The sequence below is a fragment of the Pandoraea cepalis genome (genome assembly GCF_902459665.1).
Classification (GTDB): Bacteria; Pseudomonadota; Gammaproteobacteria; order Burkholderiales; family Burkholderiaceae; genus Pandoraea; species Pandoraea cepalis.
The window spans coordinates 29,414-52,295 of the sequence record NZ_CABPSL010000018.1; the positions used below are offsets into that span (position 1 = coordinate 29,414).

Here is a 22,882-nt window from a genome sequence, read left to right on the forward strand (position 1 = left end):
GGGTCACATCATGAAGCAATTGAGTCTCAAGGCAAAACTCTGGTCCGCGCTTGCGCTGATGTGGCTGGGTCTTTTGATTTTCGGCGGCTGGGCCGCCTGGCATGAGCGCAGCACGATGGTGTCGGAGCGGCGTGCGGCGGTGCAAAGCGTCGTCACGAGTGCCGACGGTATCGTGCGCGACTACGCGGCACAAGCGGCGGCGGGCAAGATCAGCGTCGACGAAGCGAAGCAACAGGCCATGGCTCGCCTGAAGACGATGCGCTATGGCGACAGCGGCTACCTGGTCGTGTTCGACTCGAAGCCGGTCGTGCTCATGCACCCGACGCTGGCCGATCTAGTGAACAAGGACGTCTCGAACTATAAGGATTCGAACGGCAAGCTGCTGTTCGTCGAGATGGCTCGCGTCGCCAAGGAGAAGGGCTCGGGCTTCGTCGAATACCACGGTCGTGTCGCGGGCAGCGACAAGCGCCTGGAAAAGCTCTCGTTCGTGAAGTACTTCGCGCCGTGGGACTGGAGTGTGATGAGCGGCATGTACATGCAGGACGTCGACGAAGCGTTCTACAGTGCGTTGATTCGCTACGGCATTGCCCTCTTGCTCATCGGCGCCATCGTAACGGCCGCCATGATCGCGATCATTCGCAACGTGCAGCGCAGCCTCGGCGGCGAGCCCGAATACGCGGCCGACATCGCCCATCGCATCGCGAGTGGCGATCTGCAAAGCCACGTGATGCTGGCGCCGGGCGATAACAGCAGCCTGCTCTATGCGATGCAATGCATGCAGCGCACGCTGGCCGAGACCATCGGGCAGATCCGCGAGGGCACCGAATCGATCACGACGGCGGCGCAGGAAATTGCGGCGGGCAACACCGATCTGTCGGCACGCACCGAACAGCAGGCCGCGTCGCTAGAAGAAACGGCGTCGTCGATGGAGCAACTCACCGCCACCGTCAAGCAGAACGCCGACAACGCGCGCCAGGCGAGCCAGCTTGCCGTGAACGCGTCGGAGATCGCGACCCGTGGCGGTCAGGTCTCCGGAAAGGTGGGCGAGACGATGGACGGCATCTCGACCAGCTCGAGCAAGATCGTCGACATCATCGGTGTGATCGACGGGATCGCGTTCCAGACCAACATTCTGGCGCTGAACGCCGCCGTGGAAGCCGCCCGTGCGGGCGAGCAGGGCCGTGGCTTTGCCGTGGTGGCGGGCGAAGTGCGCACGCTGGCGCAGCGCAGTGCGGCAGCGGCGAAGGAAATCAAGGCGCTGATCGAAGAGTCGGCGCGCCGCGTGCAGGACGGTACGGCGCTCGTCGCTCAGCAGCGGCAGACCATGGGTGAGATCGTGCAGGCGGTCAAGCGCGTGACGGACATCATGGGGGAGATCTCGGCGGCATCGAACGAGCAGTCGAGCGGTATCGAGCAGGTCAACCGCGCCGTGACGCAGATGGACGAGGTGACGCAGCAGAACGCGGCGCTCGTGGAAGAAGCGGCCGCCGCCGCGGGATCGCTTGAATCGCAGGCGCACGATCTGCGCGCGGCGGTGGCGGTGTTCCAGACGAGCGGTGTCGGCGGGGCCGTTCACGCGATGGGCGCGCCGCGTCGCGGGCCGGCGCCGCAACCCCTGGCTCGCGCGGCATAGCGCGAACAATTGCCGCGGTGGCAAAGTGAGACGATATGACTGATTCGCGCACGACATCACCTACGACACGTCGAGGCGCCGCGGGCATCGACGGCGACGTCGGCTCGCGCAGCGCGGATTTCGCGCGCGCCAGCGGTGCTGCCCTCTCCGGCGAGCGCGACTTCACCTTCTCGCTGACCGATTTCGGCCGCATCCGTCATCTGATCTATCAGCGCGCCGGGATCGCCCTGGCGGAGCACAAGCGCGAAATGGTGTACAGCCGCATCGCGCGGCGTCTGCGCGCGCTCGGGATGACGAGCTTCACCGAATACCTCGACATGCTCGAGGCTGACACCGGCGAGACCGAATGGGAGTCGTTCACCAACGCGTTGACGACCAACCTGACGTCATTCTTCCGCGAGTCGCATCATTTCCCGCTGCTCGCCGACTTCGTGCGTCAGCGGGCCAAACCGATCTCGATCTGGTGCTGCGCGGCGTCGACCGGCGAAGAGCCGTATTCGATCGCGATGACGCTCGTCGACACGCTCGGCACGCGGCCCAGCGCGAGCGTGCTCGCCACCGATCTCGACACGCAGGTGCTCGCGCGGGCATCGAGCGCGGTCTACAGCGGCGAGCAGACCGGCAAGCTCTCGCAAGAGCAGTTGCGCCGCCACTTCCTGCGGGGCACGGGCGCCAACGAGGGCAAGATCAAGGTGCGCCCGGAGCTGCAGCAGCTCGTGACGTTCGCGCCGCTCAACCTGCTCGCGCCGTCGTGGCAGATCGGCGGTCCGTTCGACGTCATTTTCTGCCGCAATGTGATGATCTATTTCGACAAGGCCACGCAAGCGCGCATTCTCGAGCGCTTCGTGCCCTTGCTCAAGCCGGATGGTTTGCTTTTCGCCGGGCACTCCGAGAACTTCACCTACGTGAGCCAAGCGTTCCGGCTGCGCGGGCAGACGGTGTACGAGCTGGCCGGCTCGACCGCGCGAGGGGCCTGACATGACGCAGCCACTGGCCGAGGCGCTTGCCACCAACCACTACTTCGACAATGCGTTCGACACGCAGGCGGTGAAGCTGCTGCCGTCCGAGTACTACGTCACGACCGACGACATCATGCTCGTGACGGTGCTCGGGTCGTGCGTGGCCGCGTGTGTGCGCGATACCGTCACGGGTATCGGCGGCATGAATCATTTCATGCTGCCCGACGATGGCGAGAGCGAGCGCAACCGTATACTCTCGGCGTCGATGCGCTACGGCGCTTACGCCATGGAAATGCTTATCAACGAGCTGATCAAGCTCGGCGCACGGCGCGAACGGCTCGAGGCGAAGGTCTTCGGCGGCGGCGCGGTGCTCGCGGGCATGACCACCCTGAACATCGGCGATCGCAATGCGAACTTCGTGTTGCGCTATCTGGAAATGGAGCAGATTCGCGTCACGGCGCAGGATCTTCTCGGACCGCATCCGCGCAAGGTATGCTTTTTGCCGCGCACCGGGCGGGTGATGGTCAGAAAGCTGGGCGACCGGGGCGACCCGGCCATTGCCCAGCGCGAACAGGCGTACGCGCAGCGACTGCGTGCACGCGAAGTCCGGGGTTCCGTAGAACTCTTTGCGCCACCGGCCAGAAACGCCAAGCCTCGGCCGGGGCCTGACAACCGACAAATGGAGGAGGCTTGAGCGAACCTATCAAAGTCCTGTGCGTGGACGATTCCGCACTCGTGCGCAGCCTGATGACCGAGATCATCAATGCGCAACCGGACATGACCGTTGTGGCGACCGCCCCCGATCCGCTCGTGGCGCGCGACCTGATCAAGCAGCACAACCCGGACGTGCTCACGCTCGACGTCGAAATGCCGCGCATGGACGGGCTCGACTTCCTTGAGAAGCTCATGCGTTTGCGTCCGATGCCGGTGCTCATGGTGTCGTCGCTGACCGAGCGCGGCTCGGAAGTCACGCTGCGCGCGCTCGAACTCGGCGCCGTGGACTTCGTGACCAAGCCGCGCCTGGGCATTCGCGACGGCATGCTCGAGTACGGCGAGATGATTGCCGACAAGATTCGTGGCGCCGCGCGCGCCCGGGTGCGCAGCGCCCCGCCCAAGAGCGCGACGCCCGTGCCGGTCGAAGCGGCGCCGCTGCTGCGTAACCCGCTGGTGTCGACGGAGAAGCTGATCATCATCGGCGCGTCGACCGGCGGCACGGAGGCGATCCGTGAGGTGCTCGTGCCGATGCCGCCGGACGCCCCGGCGATTCTGATTACCCAGCATATGCCGGCGGGCTTCACCAAGTCGTTCGCGCAGCGCTTGAACGGCCTGTGCCGCATTACGGTGAAGGAAGCCGAGCATGGCGAGCGGGTGCTGCCGGGCCACGCGTACATCGCGCCGGGCGGCGACACCCACCTGCAGCTCTCGCGCAGCGGCGCGAACTATGTGGCCTTGCTCGATGCGGCACCGCCGGTGAATCGACATCGTCCGTCGGTCGATGTATTGTTCCGCTCCGCGGCGGTTCACGCCGGACGCAATGCGATCGGCGTGATTCTCACGGGCATGGGCCGCGACGGCGCGGCTGGACTCGTGGAAATGCGCCGGGCCGGCGCGCACACCTTCGCGCAGGACGAGGCGAGTTGCATCGTGTTCGGCATGCCGCGCGAGGCCATTGCGATGGGCGGGGCGGAAGAAGTGGTGCCGTTGCACGAAATGGCCCGCAAAGTGCTGCATCAGGTTGCGAAATTTGGCGATCGCACCCAGCGGGTATAGTAGGGCGCTTTTTTGGCGTTTTTTCGCCGTATGCGTCGCGTCGATTTGCGGACACACTTGGGGCACCAAGTGGTGGCGAAATCTGCCCATGAATATCGCCGGCCCCCGCGGGGCGCCGGCTGAATTGGAGTAATGATGGTAGACAAGAACTTGAAATTCCTGGTCGTCGACGATTTTCCGACGATGCGCCGGATTGTGAGAAACCTGCTCAAGGAGCTGGGCTTCTCCAATGTCGACGAGGCGGAAGACGGTGCGGCGGCGCTGGCCAAGCTGCGTGGCGGCAACTTTGAATTCGTGGTCTCGGATTGGAACATGCCGAACATGGATGGCCTGACGATGCTTCAGCAGATCCGAGCCGATCCGAACCTCGCAAAGCTGCCGGTGCTCATGGTCACGGCCGAAGCGAAGAAGGAAAACATTATCGCGGCTGCCCAGGCCGGGGCGAGCGGGTATGTGGTCAAGCCGTTTACGGCCGCGACGCTCGATGAAAAGCTGGGCAAGATCTTCGAGAAAATGGTTAAGACAGGGGCGTGAGCGTGACCCACGAGGCGAGCACTGAATGGCCGGGTGAGCCCAACGGCGCTTACGTGACCGGCGAAGCGGACCCGTCCGCGCGCATGCTCATGCGCGTTGGGCAGCTGACGCGCATGCTGCGTGACAACCTGCGCGAACTCGGGCTGGACAAGCAACTCGAGCAGGCGGCCGAAGCGATTCCCGACGCGCGCGACCGCCTGAACTATGTCGCCACCCTGACCGAGCAGGCGGCGGTGCGGGCGCTCACGGCCATCGAACTGGCCAAGCCCCTTCAGGATCGTCTCGAAGCGGACGCCAACGCACTCGACGAACGCTGGGCCAAGTGGTTCGACGAGCCGCTCGAACTCGACGATGCCCGCAAGCTGGTCGTGGAGACGCGCACGTATCTGCGCCGCGTGCCGGACGACACGCGCGCGACCAACCACCATCTGATGGAAATCATGATGGCGCAGGACTTCCAGGATCTGACCGGACAGGTCATCAAGAAGATCATGGATGTCGTGCAGGAGATCGAGAAGCACCTGTTGCAGACGCTGCTCGAAAACATGCCGCCCGAGAAGCGCAAGGAAGCCGAAGATTCGCTGCTCAACGGGCCGCAGGTCAAGACCGATGGCCGCACCGACATCGTGTCCGATCAAGGGCAGGTCGACGACCTGCTCGCCAGCCTCGGCTTCTGAGGATTCGCCCCGCCGGCCCGTCGACGGGCTGCCGGGGCGTCGCTTTTTGACGGCGTTTCCGACCTTTGCCGCACGCCGGCGCGAAATACCGCCCAATCCCGCCTCTATTCCCCCCTTTGTGACTTGACGGTTACGGCCATAATCGGTCGCGATAGGGTGGCTTCGTCCGCCCGCAGTGGATAAGGCATGGCTGAGGATAGCGATCTCGAAAAGACGGAACCTGCGTCTCCCCGGCGCCTTGAAAAGGCGCGCGAGGAAGGACAGGTTGCGCGTTCGCGGGAACTGTCCACGTTCGCCTTGCTGGCGGCCGGAGTGGCCGGCTTGTGGATGACGGCTGACCGCATTTCGCAAGGCTTCGCCCAACTGATGCGCCACGGGATGCAGTTCGAGCCGGGCACCGCCCTCGACACCCACCGCATGCTCTCCTATGCCGCACGCTCGGGCGCCGACGCGCTCATCGCCATTGCCCCGCTGCTCGGTGTGCTGGTGCTCGCGGCGATTGTCGCCCCGATGGCGCTGGGCGGTTGGCTCTTCACCACCCAGTCGCTCGCGCCCAACTTCGGCCGCCTGAACCCACTCAAGGGGTTGGGCCGCATGTTTTCCGTGCAGGGGCTGGTCGAACTCGTCAAGGCGGTGGCCAAGACGCTGCTCGTCGGCGCCGTGGCCTACTGGGCGATTGCGCGCGACCGCGACGCGGTCATGGGGCTGATGACGCAGTCGCCCCGCGCGGCCTTGCCGTATGTGGGCGAGTTGATCGCGGTGTGCTGTGCGTTCATCGTGGCATCGCTGATGCTGGTGGCGGCCATCGACGTTCCCTTCCAGCTCTGGCAGCACTATAAGAAGCTGCGCATGACCAAAGAGGAAGTGCGGCAGGAAAACAAGGAAAGCGAAGGCGATCCGCACCTCAAGGCGCACATCCGCCAGTTGCAGCGCCAGACGGCGCGCCGTCGCATGATGCAGGACGTACCCAAGGCCGACGTGATCGTGACCAACCCGACGCACTTTGCCGTTGCGCTCGAGTACAAGGAAAACATGACGGCACCGCGCGTGCTGGCCAAGGGCACGGATCTCGTCGCGCTGCGCATCCGCGAGATGGGCGCCGAGCACCACATTCCGATTCTCGAAGCTCCGCCGCTGGCACGGGCACTGCACGCGCACGTGGACATCGGTCACGAAATTCCGGCCACGCTCTACACGGCCGTGGCCGAAGTGCTGGCGTGGGTCTTCCAGCTTCGCCGCTGGCGCACCGAGGGGGGCGCCGCGCCCGTTACCCCGTCGGATCTGCCGGTGCCGGCCGAACTCGACGCGCCGCGGCGCGCCGGGTCGAAACGAGTGTAACGAATGAACCTCAACCCTCGCGCGAACCAGCTACTGCGCTCGTCGCAACTGCTCCTCGGCGGCAATCTGAAGTCGCTCGCCGCGCCGGTGCTGATCATCATGATTCTGGGCATGATGATCCTGCCGTTGCCGCCGTTCATCCTGGATCTGCTCTTCACCTTCAACATCGCATTGGCGGTGATGGTGCTGCTCGTGAGCATGTACACGCAAAAGCCGCTCGACTTTGCGGCGTTCCCGAGCGTGCTCCTGTTCTCCACATTGCTGCGTCTGTCGCTGAACGTGGCGTCCACCCGCGTCGTGCTGCTCGAAGGCCATACCGGGCCGGACGCCGCCGGCAAAGTGATCGAGGCGTTCGGCCACTTCCTGGTGGGGGGCAACTACGCCGTCGGTATCGTGGTGTTCATCATCCTCGTGGTCATCAACTTCATGGTGATCACGAAGGGCGCCGGGCGCATCGCCGAAGTCGGCGCGCGCTTCACCCTCGACGCGATGCCGGGCAAGCAAATGGCCATCGACGCCGACCTGAACGCCGGACTGATCGGCGAAGAGGAGGCGCGCAAGCGTCGCTCGGTGATCGCCCAGGAAGCCGACTTCTACGGCTCGATGGACGGCGCATCGAAGTTCGTGCGCGGCGATGCGGTCGCCGGTCTGCTCATCATGATCATCAACATCGTCGGCGGGCTGATCGTCGGCGTGGCCCAGCACGGCCTGGATATCGGCATGGCGGCGAAGAACTACACGCTGCTGACCATTGGCGACGGTCTCGTCGCGCAGATCCCCGCGCTGGTGATCTCCACGGCCGCCGGTGTGGTCGTCTCGCGCGTGGCGACCGATGAAGACATCGGCCAGCAGGTCGTCTCGCAACTGTTCAGCAATCCGCGCGTGCTGGGGATCACGGCGGCGATTCTCGGTCTGATGGGCTTGATTCCGGGCATGCCGCACTTCGCCTTTCTGCTGCTCGCCTTGGGGCTGGGGGCGCTCGCTCGCTATCAGTTCCGCCGCGCCGAGGCCGAGAAGCAACAGGCCGCGCGCCCGACCCCCGTGGCGTCCAGCGCGCCGGCCGAAGTGGCCGAAGCGTCGTGGGACGACGTGGCGCTCGTCGACCCGCTCGGACTGGAGGTCGGCTATCGGCTGATTCCGCTCGTCGACCGCAATCAGGACGGCGAATTGCTCAAGCGCATCAAGGGCATCCGCAAGAAATTCGCCCAGGAAATCGGTTTTCTCGCACCGGTGGTGCACATTCGCGACAACCTGGAGCTGCGTCCGAACCAGTACCGCATCACGCTCAAGGGCGTGGTCATCGGCGAAGGCGAAGCGTATCCGGGGCAACTGCTCGCCATCGATCCGGGGCAGGTCAGCGCACCGCTGCAGGGCACGCCCACGCGCGATCCGGCCTTCGGCTTGCCGGCGACGTGGATCGATGTCGGTCAGCGCGATCAGGCGCAGGCGTATGGCTACACGGTGGTCGATGCCGGGACGGTGGTCGCCACCCATCTGAACCACCTGATCAACGCCCACGCGCACGAGTTGCTGGGCCGTCAGGAAGTGCAGCAGCTCATCGAGCGCATCGGCAAGGACGCGCCCAAGCTCATCGAAGATCTGGTGCCGAAGACGATCGCGCTCACCACGTTGCAGAAAGTCTTGCAGAACCTGCTCGAGGAGCAGGTGCCGATTCGCGACATGCGCACGATCATCGATACGCTCGCCGAACACGGTGCGCGCGTACAGGACGCCCACGACCTCACGGCGCTGGTGCGCCTGGCGCTCGGCCGCGCGATCACGCAAAGCGTGTTCCCGGGAAGTGGCGATCTCGAGGTGGTGGGGCTCGACGCCAATCTCGAACGAATTCTCACGCAGGCGTTGTCGGCAGGCGGTGGCACGGGGCTGGAGCCGGGTCTCGCGGACACGCTGCTGCGGGAGACGCAGGCCGCCGTGGCGCGTCAGGAGCGTCAGGGCTTGCCGTCGGTACTGCTGGTCCAACATCCGCTGCGTTCGCTGCTCTCGCGCTTCTTGCGTCGCAGCTTGCCGCAGCTCAAGGTTTTGTCGTATGCGGAAGTGCCTGACACACGGAATGTGAAAATGACGGCACTCATCGGAGGTCAAGGGTGAAGATTCGGAAATTCTTTGCGGGCACGTGCCGCGATGCACTGCGCCAGATTCGCGAGGAAATCGGACCCGATGCGGTCGTGTTGTCCAATCGCTCGGTCGCCAATGGCGTGGAAATCGTCGCATTGGCGGAAGAGGATCTTGACGCGCTCGCGGGCGGCGACATGCCGACCCACCGGCCGCGTCCACGCCCGGCGGTGCCTGTCGCCCCGGTCGCTGCCGTCACTGGCGCGCCGATCGCGGCGGCCCATGATGCCGGGGCAACGAGCGCGTTTGCCCAAACCATGATGGATGAACTTCAGAGCATGCGCGGCTTGCTCGAAGAGCAGGTCGCCGGGCTGGTCTGGAACGACAAGCAACGTCGTTCCCCGGCGCAGGGCGAGATTCTGCGCACGCTGCTCGCCGCAGGGTTCTCGGCGCAACTGGGTCGGGCGCTGCTCGAACATCTGCCGGAGGGCGGCGATCTGGAGAGTGGGTTGGCATGGGTGAAGCGCGCGCTGACGCGCAATCTGCCCGTCATGCCGAACGAAGACGAACTGATGGACCGCGGCGGCGTGTATGCGCTGATGGGGCCGACCGGGGTGGGCAAGACCACCACGACGGCCAAGCTCGCGGCGCGCTGCGTGATGCGGCACGGCGCGGAGAAGCTCGCGCTGCTCACGACCGACAGCTATCGTATCGGCGGGCACGAGCAACTGCGCATTTACGGCAAGATTCTCGGCGTGACGGTGCATGCGGTAAAAGATGCCACGGACCTGCGTCTGGCGCTGACCGAATTGCGCAACAAGCACATGGTGCTGATCGACACGGTGGGCATGAGCCAGCGAGACCGTACGGTGCCGGAGCAGGTGGCGATGTTGTGCGGCGCCGAGACGCCGGTGCAGCGTCTGTTGCTGCTCAACGCCACGAGTCATGGCGATACGCTCAACGAGGTGGTACACGCCTACCGCAGCGCGAGCGCGCAAGGCGGCGGCGATCTGGCGGGGTGCATTCTCACGAAACTCGATGAATCGACCAATCTCGGGTCGGTGCTCGATACGGTGATTCGTCACCGCTTGCCGGTGCATTATGTGTCCACGGGACAGCGTGTGCCGGAGAACCTGCACGTGGCCGACAAGCCATTCCTGATCGACACCGCACTTTCCGCGCCGGTCACGGGCTCGCCATTCGTGCCGGCCGAGGAAGACCTGCCGGCTGTGGTGCGCGGCGTCGACCCCCAATACAGCGGGCTGTTCGCGCCCGCACAACCCTCAGGCGAGGCTTGCTTTGGTTAAGCTCGTACTCGATCAAGCGGAAGGTTTGCGCCGGCTCGTGGCGCGTCACACCACGCGAATCGTCGCGGTGGTAGGGAGTGCGCCTGAAGCGGGTCAGACGAGTACCGCGCTGAATCTGGCCAGCGCCCTGGCGCATCACGGTCAGGATGTCGTGCTGGCCGACGAGAGCGGCCATGCGGCACCTGCGCTCGGTTTGCCGCTGCGCGGCGACATTCACGACGTGCTGGCCGGACGCGTGTCGCCCGAGGCGATTCGCGTGCACACGCGCGACAACGTGGTGGTGGTGCCCGTGGCGCATCGGCATCCCGAACGCATTGACCCGTTGCGCGCGCTGCCGCTGTTGACGACCAGCGAGCCCGACGTCGTGGTGATCGATTGCACGCACGCGGGGGCGGTGCTCAGCCCGCTCGCGGCGCACGCGCACGACGTGCTGGTGGTGCTGGGGTGTGAGCCGGCGTCGATCACGGGGGCGTATTCGTGGATCAAGCAGGCGCATTTCGAGTATGCGTTGGCGCAGTTCCGGGTGTTGGTGAATCGGGCGGAGGATGTGGAAGCGCGCGTGGTGTGCCGCAATCTGGCCACGACGGCGAGCCGTTATCTGGCGGTGTCGCTGGAGCTGGCGGGCCATGTGCCGATGGATCGGCAGGTTGTGCGCGCGAGGCAATTGACGCGCACCGTGGTCGATGCGTTCCCGATGGCGCCGGCGGCGGTGGCGTATCGGCAACTGGCGGCGCAGGTGATGCATTGGCCATTGGCCGTGCGAGAGACGGGGCTGGCCGCGTTGGGCGCCGGGGCGGGTGACTTCGGCGGCGAGCGCGGCAACGACATAACGCTTGGCGTGGGCGCGGTGAGCGCGCACACGGCTTGAGCGACACGGCACGCGTCGAGAGGAAGCGGAGGGAAACATGTATACCGCGAGCGGGAAGGTCGACACGAACGACACGCTGACGCAATACGCGCCGTTGGTGCGTCGTCTGGCGCTGCAACTGATGGCGAAGCTGCCGGCGAGCGTGGAATTGGAAGATCTGATTCAGGCGGGCATGCTCGGGCTGCTCGATGCGGCGAACCGGTATCAGGAGACGCAGGGCGCGCAGTTCGAAACGTATGCGAGCCAGCGCATTCGCGGCGCGATGCTCGACGAGTTGCGCGAGCTGGATTGGGCGTCGCGCGGTATTCGCAAGACGGCACGTCAGATCGAGAAGGCGGTGCAGCGACTGGAGCAACGGTTGGGCCGGGGGCCGTCGGAGAGCGAGATCGCGGGCGAGCTGTCGATCGGTCTGGCCGAATATCAGCAGATGCTGCAGGACGTGCATGGCTGCCAACTGGTCTATTACGAGGATTTCGATTCGGCGGACGAAGAACCGTTTATTGACCGGATCTGTGCGAATCCGGGCGCCGATCCGCTGACGATGTTGCTTGACGAAGGCCTGCGCGGCGGCGTGATCGATGCGATCGATCGGCTGCCGGAGCGCGAGAAGTTGCTCATGAGCCTGTATTACGACCAGGGCCTGAATCTGCGCGAGATCGGCGCGGTGCTGGAAGTGAGCGAATCGCGCGTCTGCCAGTTGCATAGCCAGGCGATCTCGCGCCTGCGCACAACGTTGCGTGAGAAGGCTTGGACCTCGGCGAGTTAAGGTGTCCGAGCGGGTGACTGATGGACGGAAGGGGTGCGCTCGACGGACTCGGCTGTGGCTCAATGGCTTCTCGCTTAGCTATTGCGGTGGGCTCGAAGGGCTCGTCGGCGTGCTTTCAATGACTTGAGCAAGCCATAAAGGCTGATCGAGACCCAGAAGGCCTCGATGAGCAGCGAGGCCGGATTCGGGTTATACGCGAGCGAGTAGACGATCATCGCCGATCCGCACAGATTCAAGACGGAATAGCGATAATCGTTGGTGGTGAGCGTTCCGCGAAGATTCAGGAAATAGGCGACGACGACGAGGAGCGCGCCTGCGACCCCGACCACATCCGCCATGGCTGCTGTCGTCATGTCAGGCGCGCATGGCGATAGGCTTTCCGTCAAATTTGTGGCCTGGGTTCATGGAGTCCCCCTGTCGGATGTGATGCGTTGCCAAGACAGGGAAGTGTGACCCGATGAGTCGCGATATTTGGGGAGGTGACGATGGCATCTTCTGCACGGAACAGCGAGAAAGCGTTCGGCGTGCGACCTTTTCTCGCCGTTTGACGAGGCGGGGCGACTCACCGTCTTTCGGATAAGGCCCAGGCAATCTGGCCGTTGTGTGCGACGGCGCGGACCTCGGAGCGTTAAGTCACACCCATTGAGCCAAGCCCTCGGACGTTCGTCTCCGAGGGCTTTTTGCATCTGGGTGCGGCAATCCCCCAACTTTTCGGACAAATCGGCCTTGAACAAATGGCGCCACTATTGGCACCATTTCGGCATGCCGTCTTCCCCAAAATCGCACGCTAGGATAGCTCTCGAACCGGATCTGGAATGCCATTTGAAAATTCGAGGGCCGAGAGCATGAACATTGATCATTACATCTACCGTCTGACCTGGTCGCCGGAAGATGGCGAGCACGTCGGGCTTTGTGCCGAATTCCCATCGCTGTCCTGGCTGGATGTGACGCCGGAAGGAGCGTTGGACGGTATTCGGAAGGTGGTGACGGACGTGGTCGCCGATATGCAGGCGAACGGGGAAACGGTGCCTGAACCGCTGGCCGAGCATCGTTACAGCGGTGAATTTCGCGTGCGGATTCCCCCAACGCTACATCGCGCGTTGGTCATCGAAGCGGCGGAACTGGGAGTCAGTCTGAATCGACTGGCGAGCCTCAAGCTTGCGGCGAACTAAGCCGCGTCAAGCCGTAATGCTGCCGCCGCTCGATCGCGGGGCGGTGCGGCCGTCGGGGCCGTAGAGCGGGGCGTTCTGTTGCGGACCGTACAACACGTTCAGCGCCTGCTGCGTGTAGGTCAGACGCGTGCGAATCAGTACGCCATTCGTCTCATTGGCACGCTTGGCTTCGATCGCCGCGTCCAGCAGCGCCTTCCACGCGGCGTCGATGCCGGTGTCGGCAGCGGCGGCCGCCGTGGCACCCGACTCGTCCGGACGATAGCCCAGGGCTTCCAGTCGGGTATCGCGTTCGCGCCCAAGGGCTGCGAGGTCGGTCACGGCTTGCGTCTTGCGCTCGGTCAGCTCCGGCAACGCGTCGAGCATGCCATTGACCAACGCCTGCTGTTCCTCGAGAAGCAGCGCCGAAAACGCGCGAATGGCGTTCGTTTCGGCGGCGAGAGTTTTCAGCAGGGCGTCAGTGGTCATGACTTCGATTGCGTGGAGAGCAGATCGCGCGCGGTCGCAATGAGACCGTCCGCAATCTTGCTGGGATCAATGACGAGCTTTCCTTCGGAGATGGCCTGCTTGATCGCGGCCACCTTGGCTACGTCAATATCGGCAGATCCCGTCTTCGCCAGCGCTGCCTGCAAGGCGCGCATCTCCGACGACAGCGCGCTCGCGCTCACGTTCGCGCCGCTGCCCGTGCTGGCGACAGACGCGTTCGTGCCTTCGGTGCTCGCCGTGGCGGCAGTCGTCCGGTCGGTCGGCGCCTTGCCCGGACCGACACCAGTCAACGGATTGGCGGGTGGTTCGATTTTCATATGCTTTCCCCTGAAACCTGCCTGTGTAACGGCATCGTCGGGCGCAACTTTAGGTAAGTTACATCCTGTTACCCGATCCCGCGACCGACCGATTTCAGTGAATTCTAACCCGTAGTGAGTGTTTGCTTACAGGGCAACTTCCACTTCAACGCTCCCATTCTTACCGGTCTTGACGGTCCCACTGACGAGCTGACCGGCGCGGGTGCGCACCTGAACGGGATCGCCGGCGCTGGCACGCGACAGCACCTGTCCTTCGGTACTCACCTCGAAGCCCGAGCCGCGCGAGACGACGCGCACGGTTTGTCCCTGCTGGACGGCAATCGCGCTGCGCAGCAGATCGGAACGGATCGGCAGGCCAGACGTGATCCGGTTCACCGCCACCGTGCCGATGATCTGACCGGCATCGGTCGCCACCGTGCGCGGCAGCAAGGTGAGATCGCCCTGGCGCGGTGACAGATCGTTCGGCCCGATGGCTTCGCCCGGGTTGATCTGACGCGCGGCAACGAAATACGTGGCGGTGATGCTCACACGGGCCTGAAGGTAGAGCGTCCAGGGACGCTCGCCCGCGCAGCGCACGCCGACGGTCGTCGACCCCCACAGGCGCGCGCCCGGCGGCAGAAAGGGTTCGAGGGCGGCGCAGGCCGGCATCCGATCGGAGACCGCGTCGCCCACCGTCAAGCTCACACGTCCCGGCAACCCGGTCGTCTGCTCGCGCAGGAAACGTTCGGCCGTCTGACGGATGACTTCGGTGTTCTGGAACTGGGATTGAACGGCGGCGCCGGCGGCCTGGGGGGATTGCACCGCGGCCGCCACCCCGACATTCGAATTGGCATTCGCCGTTGTGACCGTCGCTGCCACATTCCGGGCCGCGTTCGACACGTTCGAGGCGATACCGCCGGCTGCGGCATTGTTGCCGGGAATGACAACGGCGCCGGGGCCGAGCGTGCTTCCCAGATGCTGGGCGGCCGGGTCGGTGGCAACACCCGCGGCAGGCGAGGCGGCCCGCGCAAGACCCGGTAAAGCGAGACTCGTCAGGCTCAGGATGACGGCAAGCAGACTGGATCGCACGCATGTGCGAACGCCCTGCCGCAGCGCGCTGCGCGCGCGGGGGGCACTGGCGAGACCGCCGCCGAATTTGCCTGCCATGCTCACTCTCCTTCGTACACGGCACCCGAGCGGTGTGCCGGGTGGCTGGCGCACGCCCTGCGCCGCGCCGTGAAGCCGACGGCACCGGGCAGCGTTCCGATGCCTGGGGGGCGAACCCCGCCCGATGCCGTCAGGAAGCCATTCTAGAGATGTCGCCAACCGGGGCATGGCCCGAAATGGCGGTCAATCTCGTGCCTATTCCCCCGATTGAATCCCGAGGGGTACGCATACGATGCAAAGCATGCCAAAAGGTCCGTACTTTTCCCGGGCCCTGGCAGGACATGCCGTCTGCGTGCCGCTGTGAGACCCGCCCTCAGTGCTGAGCGGACGTCCCCGGTGCCGAGACGGCCAGGCTTCTTGTGCACTACCCGCATCAAGGCAAGCATCGGGCGAGACGAGATCATGGACAAACTGGACGCGGCATTGCGATTTTCTCAGCAGGCGCTGGCCATGCGCGCCTACCGCCAGGAGGTGATCTCGTCGAACATCGCCAACGCGGATACGCCGGGATACAAGGCACGTGATGTCGATTTCAACAATGCGTTGAGCCAGGCGGTCGAGCGCGGCGCGCAGCAACAGCTTGCTACCGAATCGAGTGTTTCGCTCTCGCGCACCTCGTCGCGCCACATCGCCGGGCGCGGCGTGAGCATGGCCCCGCCGATGGGCAGTCCCGAGCTGCTGTATCGCGTGCCGTACCAACAAAGTATCGACGGCAACACCGTCGAACTCGATGCCGAGCGTGTGAACTTCGCCGACAACGCCGTGCATTACCAAACGGGCCTCACGGTCCTGTCCAGCCAGATCAAGACGATGCTGGCCGCCATTACAAGTCAAGGGTAACCGCCATGCCGCTGATGAGCATCTTCGATGTCGCCGGATCGGCCATGACTGCGCAGTCGCAGCGCATGAACGTGACGGCGAGCAATCTCGCCAACGCCGAGTCGGTGACGGGACCGGACGGTCAGCCGTATCGCGCCAAGCAGGTCGTGTTCCAGGTCAACCCGGTCGAGGGCAGCAACGTCGGCGGCGTGAAGGTGGCCGGCGTGGTCGAGGATTCGTCGCCGCTCAAGACGGTGTACGACCCGAAGAACCCGGCCGCCAATGCCCAGGGCTACGTCACCATGCCCAACGTGAATCCGGTGGAGGAGATGGTCAACATGATCTCCGCTTCCCGCTCTTATCAGGCCAACGTCGAGGCGCTCAACACCGCCAAGACGCTGATGCTCAAAACCCTCACGGTCGGCCAGTAAGGGGCCGCGCGGAGACCAGAAGATGGCAAGTATCAATACGTCGAACGCCGCGAACTTATCCCAGACGTTCCTCGACTCGGTCAATGGCACCGCCAGCAGCAGCTCCAGTTCGTCTGCTGGCAGCGCAAACGACCTGCAAGGCAGTTTCCTGAAGCTGCTCGTCGCGCAGATGAACAATCAGGATCCGCTCAATCCGATGGACAACTCGCAGGTGACCTCGCAGCTCGCGCAGATCAGCACGGTCTCGGGCATCACCCAGTTGAACACGACGCTCTCGTCGGTGACCTCGCAGCTCAATTCGACGCAAAGCCTGCAAGCCTCGGCGCTCGTGGGCAAGGGCGTGCTGATTCCGGGCAGCAGCGTCGGGGTAGGCAGCACCACGGCCACGGACGGCACGGTCACGAAGACCGCCACCCCGTTCGGCTTCGAACTGCCGAGCGACGCCGACACGGTGACGATCCAGATCAAGGACAGCACGGGCAAGGTCGTACGCACGGTCAACGCGGGCGCGCTCGACGCTGGCGTGCAGGCCCTTACGTGGGATGCCAAGGATGACGCGGGCACCGCCGTGGCCGATGGCAAGTACACGGTCGCGGTGACTGCCGCGGCTAACGGCAAGGCCGTGACGCCGACGCTGCTCTCGTACGCGCAGGTGCAAAGCGTGGTGGCCAGCACGACCGGCGCGCCGCTGCTCAATGTGGGGACTGGCTCGAACGTCAAGCTCTCCGATGTGCGCGAAATCCTGTAACCGGCCCCATCGACCCCGCACGGCGTAAGCCCTTAACCCTTTCCATTGCGACAGACGTCGTCGACCACCGAATTTCAGGAGTATCCACATGGCCTTTTCGACCGGACTGAGCGGCCTGAACGCCGCCTCCAAAGACCTGGACGTCATCGGCAACAACGTTGCCAACGCGGCCACCGTCGGTTTCAAGCAAGGTGAGGCACAGTTTGCCGACATCTATGCCAACTCGCTGTACGGCGCGGGCAACAACACGGTGGGCATCGGCACGCGTGTGGCGGGCATTGCCCAGCAGTTCACGCAGGGCGACATCACCGTCACGAATCGTCAGCTCGATCTGGCCGTGTCGGGTAACGGCTTCTTCCGCATGTCGAACAACGGCGCCATTGCCTACACGCGCAACGGTCAGTTTTCGCTCGACAAGAACGGCTACATCGTCGACACCAACGGCGACCGCTTGACCGGCTATCTGGCGGGCCCGACCGGCATCATCAACAGCGTCTCGCCGGTCGATCTGCGCATCCCGACGGGCGACCTGTCGCCGACGGCCACATCCAAGATCACCGCTCAGTTCAACCTCGACTCGCGCAGCGCGGTCAATACGACAGCTTTCTCGATTACCGATCCGAACTCGTACACGAACGCCACGTCGCTCAAGGTCTACGACTCGCTGGGCAATTCGCACGACGTGAACCTGTACTTCGTGAAGTCGAGCGTCAACGCCGTGACCAACAACGCCACCTGGTCGGTGTACGCCTCGACCGACGGCACGACCCAGGTGGGCGCCGGTCCGATCGGCACGCTGACGTTCAACTCGGCCGGCAGCCTCGTGTCGCAGACCGACTCGACCGGCGCCCCCGTGACGGGCCCGATTACGCTGCCGACGATCAACTACGGTAACGGTGCGTCGAGCGCGAGCTTGACGCTCGACATGTCGGGCACCACGCAATACGGAAACACCTACTCGCCGAACAACCTGACGCAGAACGGCTACACGTCGGGCCGACTGACCGGGTTCACGTTCAGTGCCGACGGCACGATCGTCGGCACGTACTCGAATACCCAATCGATGGCGCTGGGCCAGGTGGCGTTGGCGAATTTCAACAACGTGCAGGGCCTGATCCCGCAGGGCAACAACCTCTGGCAAGAGTCGGCCGCGTCGGGCATTCCGATCGTCGGCGTGCCGGGCGGCACGAACCTCGGTAAGCTGCAGTCGGGCGCCGTCGAAGCCTCGAACGTCGACCTGACGGCGGAACTGGTTCACATGATCACCGCGCAGCGCAACTACCAGGCCAGCGCGCAGACGATCAAGACGGAAGACCAGTTGATGCAGACCATGGTCAACCTGTAAGGCGGATCCGAGGACATGCATAACTTGCACGGGGGCCGTCGATGGATCGTCTGATCTATATCGCCATGACTGGCGCGAAGCAGGCGATGGAGCAGCAGTCGACCACCGCCAACAATCTCGCGAACGTCTCGACGCCGGGCTTTCGCGCCCAGCTCGCGGCGTTCCGTCAGGCGCCGGTGCGCGCGCCAGACGGCACGACCGGCACGCGGACCTTTGTCGCCACGTCCACGCCGGGTACCGACTTCACCCCCGGCGCGATGCAGCAGACGGGCCGCCCGCTCGACGTGGCCATCCAGGGTCAGGGCTGGCTTGCCGTGCGCGATGCGCAGGGCCGCGAAGCCTACACGCGCGGCGGCAACCTCGAGATGACGGCCGACGGGCAACTCACGCTGCACGGGCTGCCGGTCATGACCGATGCCGGGCCGGCCGCCGTGCCGCCGGGCGCGGCGGTGAGCATCGGCACCGACGGCACGATCTCGGCGCTGGGGCAGGGCGATCCGCCCAACTCCATTGCCGTGATGGGCCAACTGAAGTTGGTCAATCCGCCCGAGACCAATCTGGTGCGAGGCGACGACGGACTGTTCCGCACGGCGAACAATGCGCCGGCGCAGGTCGATCCGAATGTCGTCGTCGTGGCGGGGGCGATCGAGAACAGCAACGTCAATCCGGTCACTGGCCTGGTGAACATGATCTCGCAGTCGCGGGCGTTCGAGATGCAGATGAAGATGCTGCAGACGGCCGACACCAACGAACAATCCGCCAACCAGTTGCTGAACTTCAGCTAACGGGCGTGTGGCGCGTCGGATCCGAGGGGACCCGCGCGCCGCGACCGTACACGGGGAGAAACACCACATGATCCGTTCGCTCTACATCGCTGCTACCGGCATGAACGCCCAGCAGACGAACATGGACGTGATTTCGAACAACCTCGCCAACACCAGCACGAACGGCTTCAAGAAGGGCCGTGCGGTGTTCGAGGATCTGCTGTACCAGACGCTGCGCCAGCCCGGCGCCCAGTCGTCGCAGCAGACGTTGCTGCCTTCGGGCCTGCAATTGGGCACGGGTGTGCGCCCGGCGGCGACCGAGCGCATCTTCACTCAGGGCAACCTGACGCAGACGAGCAACGCCAAGGATGTGGCCATCAACGGCGACGGTTTCTTCCAGGTGCTCATGCCGGACGGCACGACCGCATACACGCGCGACGGCTCGTTCCAGGTCGACAACAACGGCCAGCTCGTGACGGCGTCGGGCTATCCGGTCCAGCCGGCCATCACAATTCCGGCGAACGCGCTCTCGCTGACCATCGCGCGCGACGGTACGGTCTCGGTCACGCAGCCGGGCAACACGGCCAACGTGCAAATCGGTACGTTCCAGCTCGCCACGTTCATCAACAACGCCGGTTTGCAAAGCCTGGGCGAGAACCTGTACGCCGAGACGGCCGCCTCGGGCGCGCCGAACGTCGCACAGCCGGGTACCAACGGCGCGGGCGTGCTCAACCAGAACTACGTCGAAACGTCGAACGTGAATGTGGTCGAAGAGCTGGTGAACATGATTCAGGCGCAGCGCGCCTACGAAATCAATTCGAAGGCGGTCACGGCATCCGACCAGATGCTGCAGCGCCTGACGCAGATGTAAGCGGTGCGCCGCGGAAAGCCCCAAAGAATGAACGTCGAAATGTCAGCTCAAACGACCGTTAAGCATCGCGGCGCAGGCCTCGCGCGGTTCCTGGCGCTGGCGGCCGTCGCCGCGTTGAGCGGTCTGGCGGGCTGCGCTTACATCCCACAGGAACCGGTGGTGAACGGGCCGACGACCACGCGCCCGCCGCCCCCGCCGATGTCGGCCGATCCGGAAGGCTCGATCTACCGCCCGCTTTACTCGAACCGTCCGCTGTTCGAAGACCGCCGTCCGCGCAACGTTGGCGACATTCTCACGATCGTCATCAACGAAAACACGGCGGCGAGCAAGAACTCGGCGGCCAACACCACGCGTGCGGGCAGCGGCACGCTGACGCTGAACCAGACCCCGGGCGTGATCGGCGGCGTGCTCAACAATCAGGGCCTGGACGTGAGCGGCGGCAACAAGTTCGACGCCAAGGGCGCGGCGAATGCGAACAACGTGTTCTCGGGCCAGATCACCGTGACCGTGATGGAAGTGCTCTCGAACGGCAACCTGGCGGTGGCCGGCGAGAAGCAGATCGCGATCAACCAGGGCACGGAATACATCAAGTTCTCGGGCGTGGTCAGCCCACAGACGATCTCGGGCGCGAATACCGTGCCTTCGACGCAGGTGGCCGATGCGCGCATCGAATACCGTGGCAAGGGCTATATCAACGAAGCCGAAACCATGGGCTGGCTGCAGCGCTTCTTCCTTAATATTTCGCCATTCTGATGTCGATCATGCCGTCCCCGTCGCGCCGTGCGCCGTCCTTGCATCACCTTCGCCAGGGCCTTCGCCGCTTTGTCACCACGCTGGCCGTGGCGGGCGCGGCCGCGATGCTGTTGTGTCCAGGCGTGGCTCGCGCCGAACGTCTCAAGGAGCTGGCCTCGATTCAGGGCGTGCGCGACAACCAGCTGATCGGCTACGGCCTGGTGGCGGGCCTCGACAACTCGGGCGACCAGACCACGCAAACCCCGTTTACCGTGCAGAGCATGACCAACATGCTCTCGCAGCTGGGCATTACCGTCGCGCCGGGCACCAACATGCAGTTGAAGAACGTGGCCGCTGTGATGGTGACGGCCACGCTGCCCGCGTTCACGCGTCCCGGACAGGCCATCGACGTGGTGGTCTCCTCGATGGGCAATGCCAAGAGCCTGCGGGGCGGCACGTTGCTCATGACCCCGCTCAAGGGGCCGGACGGGCAGGTCTACGCGCTGGCGCAGGGCAACCTGCTCGTGGGCGGCGCGGGCGCGTCGGCCAATGGGTCGAGCGTGACCGTCAACCAGTTGGCCTCGGGGCGGATTCCGAGCGGCGCCATCGTCGAGCGCGCCGTGCCGACCGCGATGGGCGGTCAACCGGGCACGGTGCAGATGGAACTGAACGTGACCGATTTCTCGACCGCGCAGCGTGTGGTCGATGCCGTGAACCGCCGCTTTGGCTACGGCACCGCGCAGGCGCTGGACGGCCGCGTGATCCTGTTGCGCACGCCGAGCGATCCGTCGGGCCGTGTGCAGTTCCTCGCCCAGCTCGAAAGTGTGGACGTGCACCCCGACAACACGGCCGCGCGCGTGATCATCAACGCGCGCACCGGTTCCGTCGTGATGAACCAGAACGTGACGATCCAGCAGTGCGCGGTCGCCCACGGCAATCTGTCGGTCGTCATCGACACGCAAAACAACGTGAGCCAGCCCGCGCCATTCTCGGGCGGTCAGACGGTGGTGGCGCCGAATTCGCAAATCTCCGTTCAACAGGAGAACAACGCGCTCAGGATGATCAAGGCGGGCGCGAACCTGGCCGACGTCGTCAAGGCACTTAACTCGCTCGGTGCCAGCCCGGCCGATCTGATGTCGATTCTGCAGGCCATGAAGGCCTCGGGCGCGCTGCGCGCCGATCTGGAGATCATCTGATATGGCCGACGGCTCCCGACTGAGCGGTGCGGGCAAGTCCCTGCCCGACCTGACGCAACGCGCTACCTACGACATGCAGGGCCTCACAGCCTTGCGCGCGGCGGCCCACCAGCAATCGCCGCAGGCCACGCAGCAGGCGGCCAAGCAGTTCGAGGCCGTTTTCACGCAGATGATGATGAAGAGCATGCGCGACGCCACGATGTCCGGCGGCCTGCTCGGCAGCGATCAGGAAAAGATGTTCAACGGCATGCTCGACGACCAGCTCGCACAGCAGCTCGCGTCGCACAAGGGCATCGGTCTGGCCGACATGATGCTCAAGCAGCTCGCCCAGACCGGCACCACCCTGCCGCCTGCGGCGTTGGGGCGCCAGCAACCGTTGCAGGGTCGCGCCTACAACGCGGCGGATGCCATCGGTGTTGCCGAAGGGGCTCCGGCTGCCGCCGGCGACTTCGTCGAGCGCATGGCCACGGCCGCCCAGAACGCCAGCGCCAGCAGCGGCATTCCGGCACGCTTCATGCTCAGTCAGGCGGCGCTTGAATCCGGCTGGGGCAAGCACGAAATCCGTCGGCGCGATGGCAGCACGAGCTTCAACGTCTTCGGCATCAAGGCGGGCAAGCACTGGACCGGTCCGACGGTGGAGGTCGCCACGACCGAGTACGTGAACGGCCAGCCGCACAAGGTGATGGCCAAGTTCCGCGCCTATCGCTCGTATGACGAGGCGTTCGCCGACTATGCGAACCTGATTTCGAGCAATCCGCGCTACGCGTCGGTCGTGGCGAGCGCCAACGACGCCGCGAGCTTCGCCACCAATCTTCAGCGCGCCGGGTATGCGACCGATCCGCAGTACGCCAGCAAGCTGATGAAGATCATGAAGCACTTCGCCTGACCGGCACGGGCGTCGACAGGACATCCTCGGGCGCGTCGGCCTCAATT

At 64.8% G+C, this 22,882-nt stretch carries 25 protein-coding genes; 21 read left to right on the top strand and 4 right to left on the bottom strand.

Translation table 11 applies throughout. The annotated features are described in order from the left end of the window. Positions 1-10 precede the first annotated feature (10 nt). The 11 genes from PCE31106_RS19120 (at position 11) to PCE31106_RS19170 (ending at position 11,925) form a co-directional block, all read left to right on the top strand. Complete coding sequence (locus PCE31106_RS19120) at positions 11-1,633, top strand: methyl-accepting chemotaxis protein (RefSeq protein ID WP_254441186.1); 1,623 nt, start codon at positions 11-13, stop codon at positions 1,631-1,633. A 35-nt stretch (positions 1,634-1,668) separates the two neighbouring features. Continuing rightward, complete coding sequence (locus tag PCE31106_RS19125) at positions 1,669-2,610, top strand: CheR family methyltransferase (RefSeq protein ID WP_150564382.1); 942 nt, start codon at positions 1,669-1,671, stop codon at positions 2,608-2,610. A 1-nt stretch (position 2,611) separates the two neighbouring features. Next, positions 2,612-3,286, top strand: a complete 675-nt coding sequence (cheD, locus tag PCE31106_RS19130) for a chemoreceptor glutamine deamidase CheD (protein ID WP_150564383.1) — start codon at positions 2,612-2,614, stop codon at positions 3,284-3,286. Beyond that, a complete protein-coding gene (locus PCE31106_RS19135) occupies positions 3,283-4,362 on the top strand; it encodes a protein-glutamate methylesterase/protein-glutamine glutaminase (protein WP_017233619.1) in 1,080 nt (359 codons plus the stop codon). The genes cheD and PCE31106_RS19135 overlap by 4 nt, the downstream gene beginning before the upstream one ends. A gap of 135 nt (positions 4,363-4,497) precedes the next feature. Then, positions 4,498-4,896 carry a chemotaxis response regulator CheY gene (gene cheY, locus PCE31106_RS19140; RefSeq protein ID WP_150564432.1) on the top strand — a complete coding sequence of 133 codons (399 nt, stop codon included), beginning with the start codon at positions 4,498-4,500 and terminating at the stop codon, positions 4,894-4,896. Positions 4,897-4,979: 83 nt separating this feature from the next. Next, positions 4,980-5,573 carry a protein phosphatase CheZ gene (gene cheZ, locus PCE31106_RS19145; RefSeq protein WP_051060153.1) on the top strand — a complete coding sequence of 198 codons (594 nt, stop codon included), beginning with the start codon at positions 4,980-4,982 and terminating at the stop codon, positions 5,571-5,573. Between the two features lie 186 nt (positions 5,574-5,759). Further along, positions 5,760-6,911: a flagellar biosynthesis protein FlhB gene (gene flhB / locus PCE31106_RS19150; RefSeq protein WP_017233622.1), complete on the top strand. Its 1,152-nt coding sequence runs from the start codon at positions 5,760-5,762 to the stop codon at positions 6,909-6,911. Positions 6,912-6,914: 3 nt separating this feature from the next. Continuing rightward, entirely contained in the window at positions 6,915-9,020 is a 2,106-nt protein-coding gene (flhA, locus tag PCE31106_RS19155; protein WP_150564384.1) for a flagellar biosynthesis protein FlhA, read from the top strand. Then, entirely contained in the window at positions 9,017-10,291 is a 1,275-nt protein-coding gene (flhF, locus tag PCE31106_RS19160; RefSeq protein ID WP_017233624.1) for a flagellar biosynthesis GTPase FlhF, read from the top strand. The genes flhA and flhF overlap by 4 nt, the downstream gene beginning before the upstream one ends. Continuing rightward, entirely contained in the window at positions 10,284-11,159 is an 876-nt protein-coding gene (locus PCE31106_RS19165; RefSeq protein ID WP_150564385.1) for a MinD/ParA family ATP-binding protein, read from the top strand. The genes flhF and PCE31106_RS19165 overlap by 8 nt, the downstream gene beginning before the upstream one ends. A 37-nt stretch (positions 11,160-11,196) precedes the next feature. Further along, complete coding sequence (locus tag PCE31106_RS19170) at positions 11,197-11,925, top strand: RNA polymerase sigma factor FliA (protein ID WP_017233626.1); 729 nt, start codon at positions 11,197-11,199, stop codon at positions 11,923-11,925. Positions 11,926-11,999: 74 nt separating this feature from the next. Here the strand turns inward: PCE31106_RS19170 and PCE31106_RS19175 are convergent, their stop codons facing one another. Continuing rightward, a complete protein-coding gene (locus PCE31106_RS19175) occupies positions 12,000-12,263 on the bottom strand; it encodes a CBU_0592 family membrane protein (protein WP_150564386.1) in 264 nt (87 codons plus the stop codon). Positions 12,264-12,770: 507 nt separating this feature from the next. Here PCE31106_RS19175 and PCE31106_RS19180 point away from each other — a divergent pair. Next, positions 12,771-13,097, top strand: a complete 327-nt coding sequence (locus tag PCE31106_RS19180) for a type II toxin-antitoxin system HicB family antitoxin (protein WP_150564387.1) — start codon at positions 12,771-12,773, stop codon at positions 13,095-13,097. A 6-nt stretch (positions 13,098-13,103) separates the two neighbouring features. Here the strand turns inward: PCE31106_RS19180 and PCE31106_RS19185 are convergent, their stop codons facing one another. From PCE31106_RS19185 to flgA, 3 genes are all read right to left on the bottom strand, one after another. Continuing rightward, positions 13,104-13,562 (bottom strand): flagella synthesis protein FlgN, encoded by a 459-nt coding sequence (locus PCE31106_RS19185; RefSeq protein WP_150564388.1) that lies wholly within the window; start codon positions 13,560-13,562, stop codon positions 13,104-13,106. Further along, positions 13,559-13,897 carry a flagellar biosynthesis anti-sigma factor FlgM gene (gene flgM, locus PCE31106_RS19190; RefSeq protein ID WP_150564389.1) on the bottom strand — a complete coding sequence of 113 codons (339 nt, stop codon included), beginning with the start codon at positions 13,895-13,897 and terminating at the stop codon, positions 13,559-13,561. Before flgM ends, PCE31106_RS19185 begins: the two co-directional genes overlap by 4 nt. 126 nt (positions 13,898-14,023) lie before the next feature. Next, a complete protein-coding gene (gene flgA, locus PCE31106_RS19195; protein WP_174975306.1) occupies positions 14,024-15,043 on the bottom strand; it encodes a flagellar basal body P-ring formation chaperone FlgA in 1,020 nt (339 codons plus the stop codon). Between the two features lie 399 nt (positions 15,044-15,442). Between flgA and flgB the strand changes: the two genes are divergently transcribed. From flgB to flgJ, 9 genes are all read left to right on the top strand, one after another. Next, complete coding sequence (flgB, locus tag PCE31106_RS19200; RefSeq protein ID WP_302476063.1) at positions 15,443-15,883, top strand: flagellar basal body rod protein FlgB; 441 nt, start codon at positions 15,443-15,445, stop codon at positions 15,881-15,883. A gap of 5 nt (positions 15,884-15,888) precedes the next feature. Beyond that, positions 15,889-16,293, top strand: coding sequence for a flagellar basal body rod protein FlgC (gene flgC, locus PCE31106_RS19205; protein ID WP_017233633.1), 405 nt, complete (start codon positions 15,889-15,891; stop codon positions 16,291-16,293). A gap of 22 nt (positions 16,294-16,315) precedes the next feature. After that, complete coding sequence (gene flgD / locus PCE31106_RS19210; protein WP_017233634.1) at positions 16,316-17,041, top strand: flagellar hook assembly protein FlgD; 726 nt, start codon at positions 16,316-16,318, stop codon at positions 17,039-17,041. An 88-nt stretch (positions 17,042-17,129) separates the two neighbouring features. Then, positions 17,130-18,386 carry a flagellar hook protein FlgE gene (gene flgE, locus PCE31106_RS19215; protein WP_150564392.1) on the top strand — a complete coding sequence of 419 codons (1,257 nt, stop codon included), beginning with the start codon at positions 17,130-17,132 and terminating at the stop codon, positions 18,384-18,386. 41 nt (positions 18,387-18,427) lie between these two features. Further along, positions 18,428-19,171 carry a flagellar basal body rod protein FlgF gene (locus tag PCE31106_RS19220; RefSeq protein ID WP_017233636.1) on the top strand — a complete coding sequence of 248 codons (744 nt, stop codon included), beginning with the start codon at positions 18,428-18,430 and terminating at the stop codon, positions 19,169-19,171. Between the two features lie 67 nt (positions 19,172-19,238). Next, positions 19,239-20,021: a flagellar basal-body rod protein FlgG gene (gene flgG / locus PCE31106_RS19225; RefSeq protein ID WP_017233637.1), complete on the top strand. Its 783-nt coding sequence runs from the start codon at positions 19,239-19,241 to the stop codon at positions 20,019-20,021. 39 nt (positions 20,022-20,060) lie between these two features. Further along, positions 20,061-20,774, top strand: a complete 714-nt coding sequence (locus PCE31106_RS19230; RefSeq protein ID WP_150564393.1) for a flagellar basal body L-ring protein FlgH — start codon at positions 20,061-20,063, stop codon at positions 20,772-20,774. An 8-nt stretch (positions 20,775-20,782) separates the two neighbouring features. Continuing rightward, a complete protein-coding gene (locus PCE31106_RS19235; RefSeq protein ID WP_437343832.1) occupies positions 20,783-21,949 on the top strand; it encodes a flagellar basal body P-ring protein FlgI in 1,167 nt (388 codons plus the stop codon). A gap of 1 nt (position 21,950) precedes the next feature. After that, on the top strand, positions 21,951-22,835 hold the full coding sequence (gene flgJ, locus PCE31106_RS19240; protein WP_150564395.1) for a flagellar assembly peptidoglycan hydrolase FlgJ: 885 nt from the start codon (positions 21,951-21,953) through the stop codon (positions 22,833-22,835). Positions 22,836-22,882 lie beyond the last annotated feature (47 nt).

Excerpts from the sequence above, each read along its gene's own strand:
- PCE31106_RS19220 (WP_017233636.1), top strand. The coding sequence starts at position 18,428 with ATGGATCGTCTGATCTATATCGCCATGACTGGCGCGAAGCAGGCGATG.
- flgD (WP_017233634.1), top strand. The coding sequence starts at position 16,316 with ATGGCAAGTATCAATACGTCGAACGCCGCGAACTTATCCCAGACGTTC.
- PCE31106_RS19235 (WP_437343832.1), top strand. The coding sequence starts at position 20,783 with ATGCCGTCCCCGTCGCGCCGTGCGCCGTCCTTGCATCACCTTCGCCAG.
- cheD (WP_150564383.1), top strand. The coding sequence starts at position 2,612 with ATGACGCAGCCACTGGCCGAGGCGCTTGCCACCAACCACTACTTCGAC.
- PCE31106_RS19170 (WP_017233626.1), top strand. The coding sequence starts at position 11,197 with ATGTATACCGCGAGCGGGAAGGTCGACACGAACGACACGCTGACGCAA.
- flhB (WP_017233622.1), top strand. The coding sequence starts at position 5,760 with ATGGCTGAGGATAGCGATCTCGAAAAGACGGAACCTGCGTCTCCCCGG.
- PCE31106_RS19185 (WP_150564388.1), bottom strand. The coding sequence starts at position 13,562 with ATGACCACTGACGCCCTGCTGAAAACTCTCGCCGCCGAAACGAACGCC.
- flgJ (WP_150564395.1), top strand. The coding sequence starts at position 21,951 with ATGGCCGACGGCTCCCGACTGAGCGGTGCGGGCAAGTCCCTGCCCGAC.
- cheY (WP_150564432.1), top strand. The coding sequence starts at position 4,498 with ATGGTAGACAAGAACTTGAAATTCCTGGTCGTCGACGATTTTCCGACG.
- cheZ (WP_051060153.1), top strand. The coding sequence starts at position 4,980 with ATGCTCATGCGCGTTGGGCAGCTGACGCGCATGCTGCGTGACAACCTG.
- flgM (WP_150564389.1), bottom strand. The coding sequence starts at position 13,897 with ATGAAAATCGAACCACCCGCCAATCCGTTGACTGGTGTCGGTCCGGGC.
- PCE31106_RS19120 (WP_254441186.1), top strand. The coding sequence starts at position 11 with ATGAAGCAATTGAGTCTCAAGGCAAAACTCTGGTCCGCGCTTGCGCTG.
- flhA (WP_150564384.1), top strand. The coding sequence starts at position 6,915 with ATGAACCTCAACCCTCGCGCGAACCAGCTACTGCGCTCGTCGCAACTG.
- PCE31106_RS19125 (WP_150564382.1), top strand. The coding sequence starts at position 1,669 with ATGACTGATTCGCGCACGACATCACCTACGACACGTCGAGGCGCCGCG.
- PCE31106_RS19180 (WP_150564387.1), top strand. The coding sequence starts at position 12,771 with ATGAACATTGATCATTACATCTACCGTCTGACCTGGTCGCCGGAAGAT.
- flgC (WP_017233633.1), top strand. The coding sequence starts at position 15,889 with ATGCCGCTGATGAGCATCTTCGATGTCGCCGGATCGGCCATGACTGCG.
- flgA (WP_174975306.1), bottom strand. The coding sequence starts at position 15,043 with ATGGCAGGCAAATTCGGCGGCGGTCTCGCCAGTGCCCCCCGCGCGCGC.
- flgG (WP_017233637.1), top strand. The coding sequence starts at position 19,239 with ATGATCCGTTCGCTCTACATCGCTGCTACCGGCATGAACGCCCAGCAG.
- flgE (WP_150564392.1), top strand. The coding sequence starts at position 17,130 with ATGGCCTTTTCGACCGGACTGAGCGGCCTGAACGCCGCCTCCAAAGAC.
- PCE31106_RS19230 (WP_150564393.1), top strand. The coding sequence starts at position 20,061 with ATGTCAGCTCAAACGACCGTTAAGCATCGCGGCGCAGGCCTCGCGCGG.
- PCE31106_RS19175 (WP_150564386.1), bottom strand. The coding sequence starts at position 12,263 with ATGGCGGATGTGGTCGGGGTCGCAGGCGCGCTCCTCGTCGTCGTCGCC.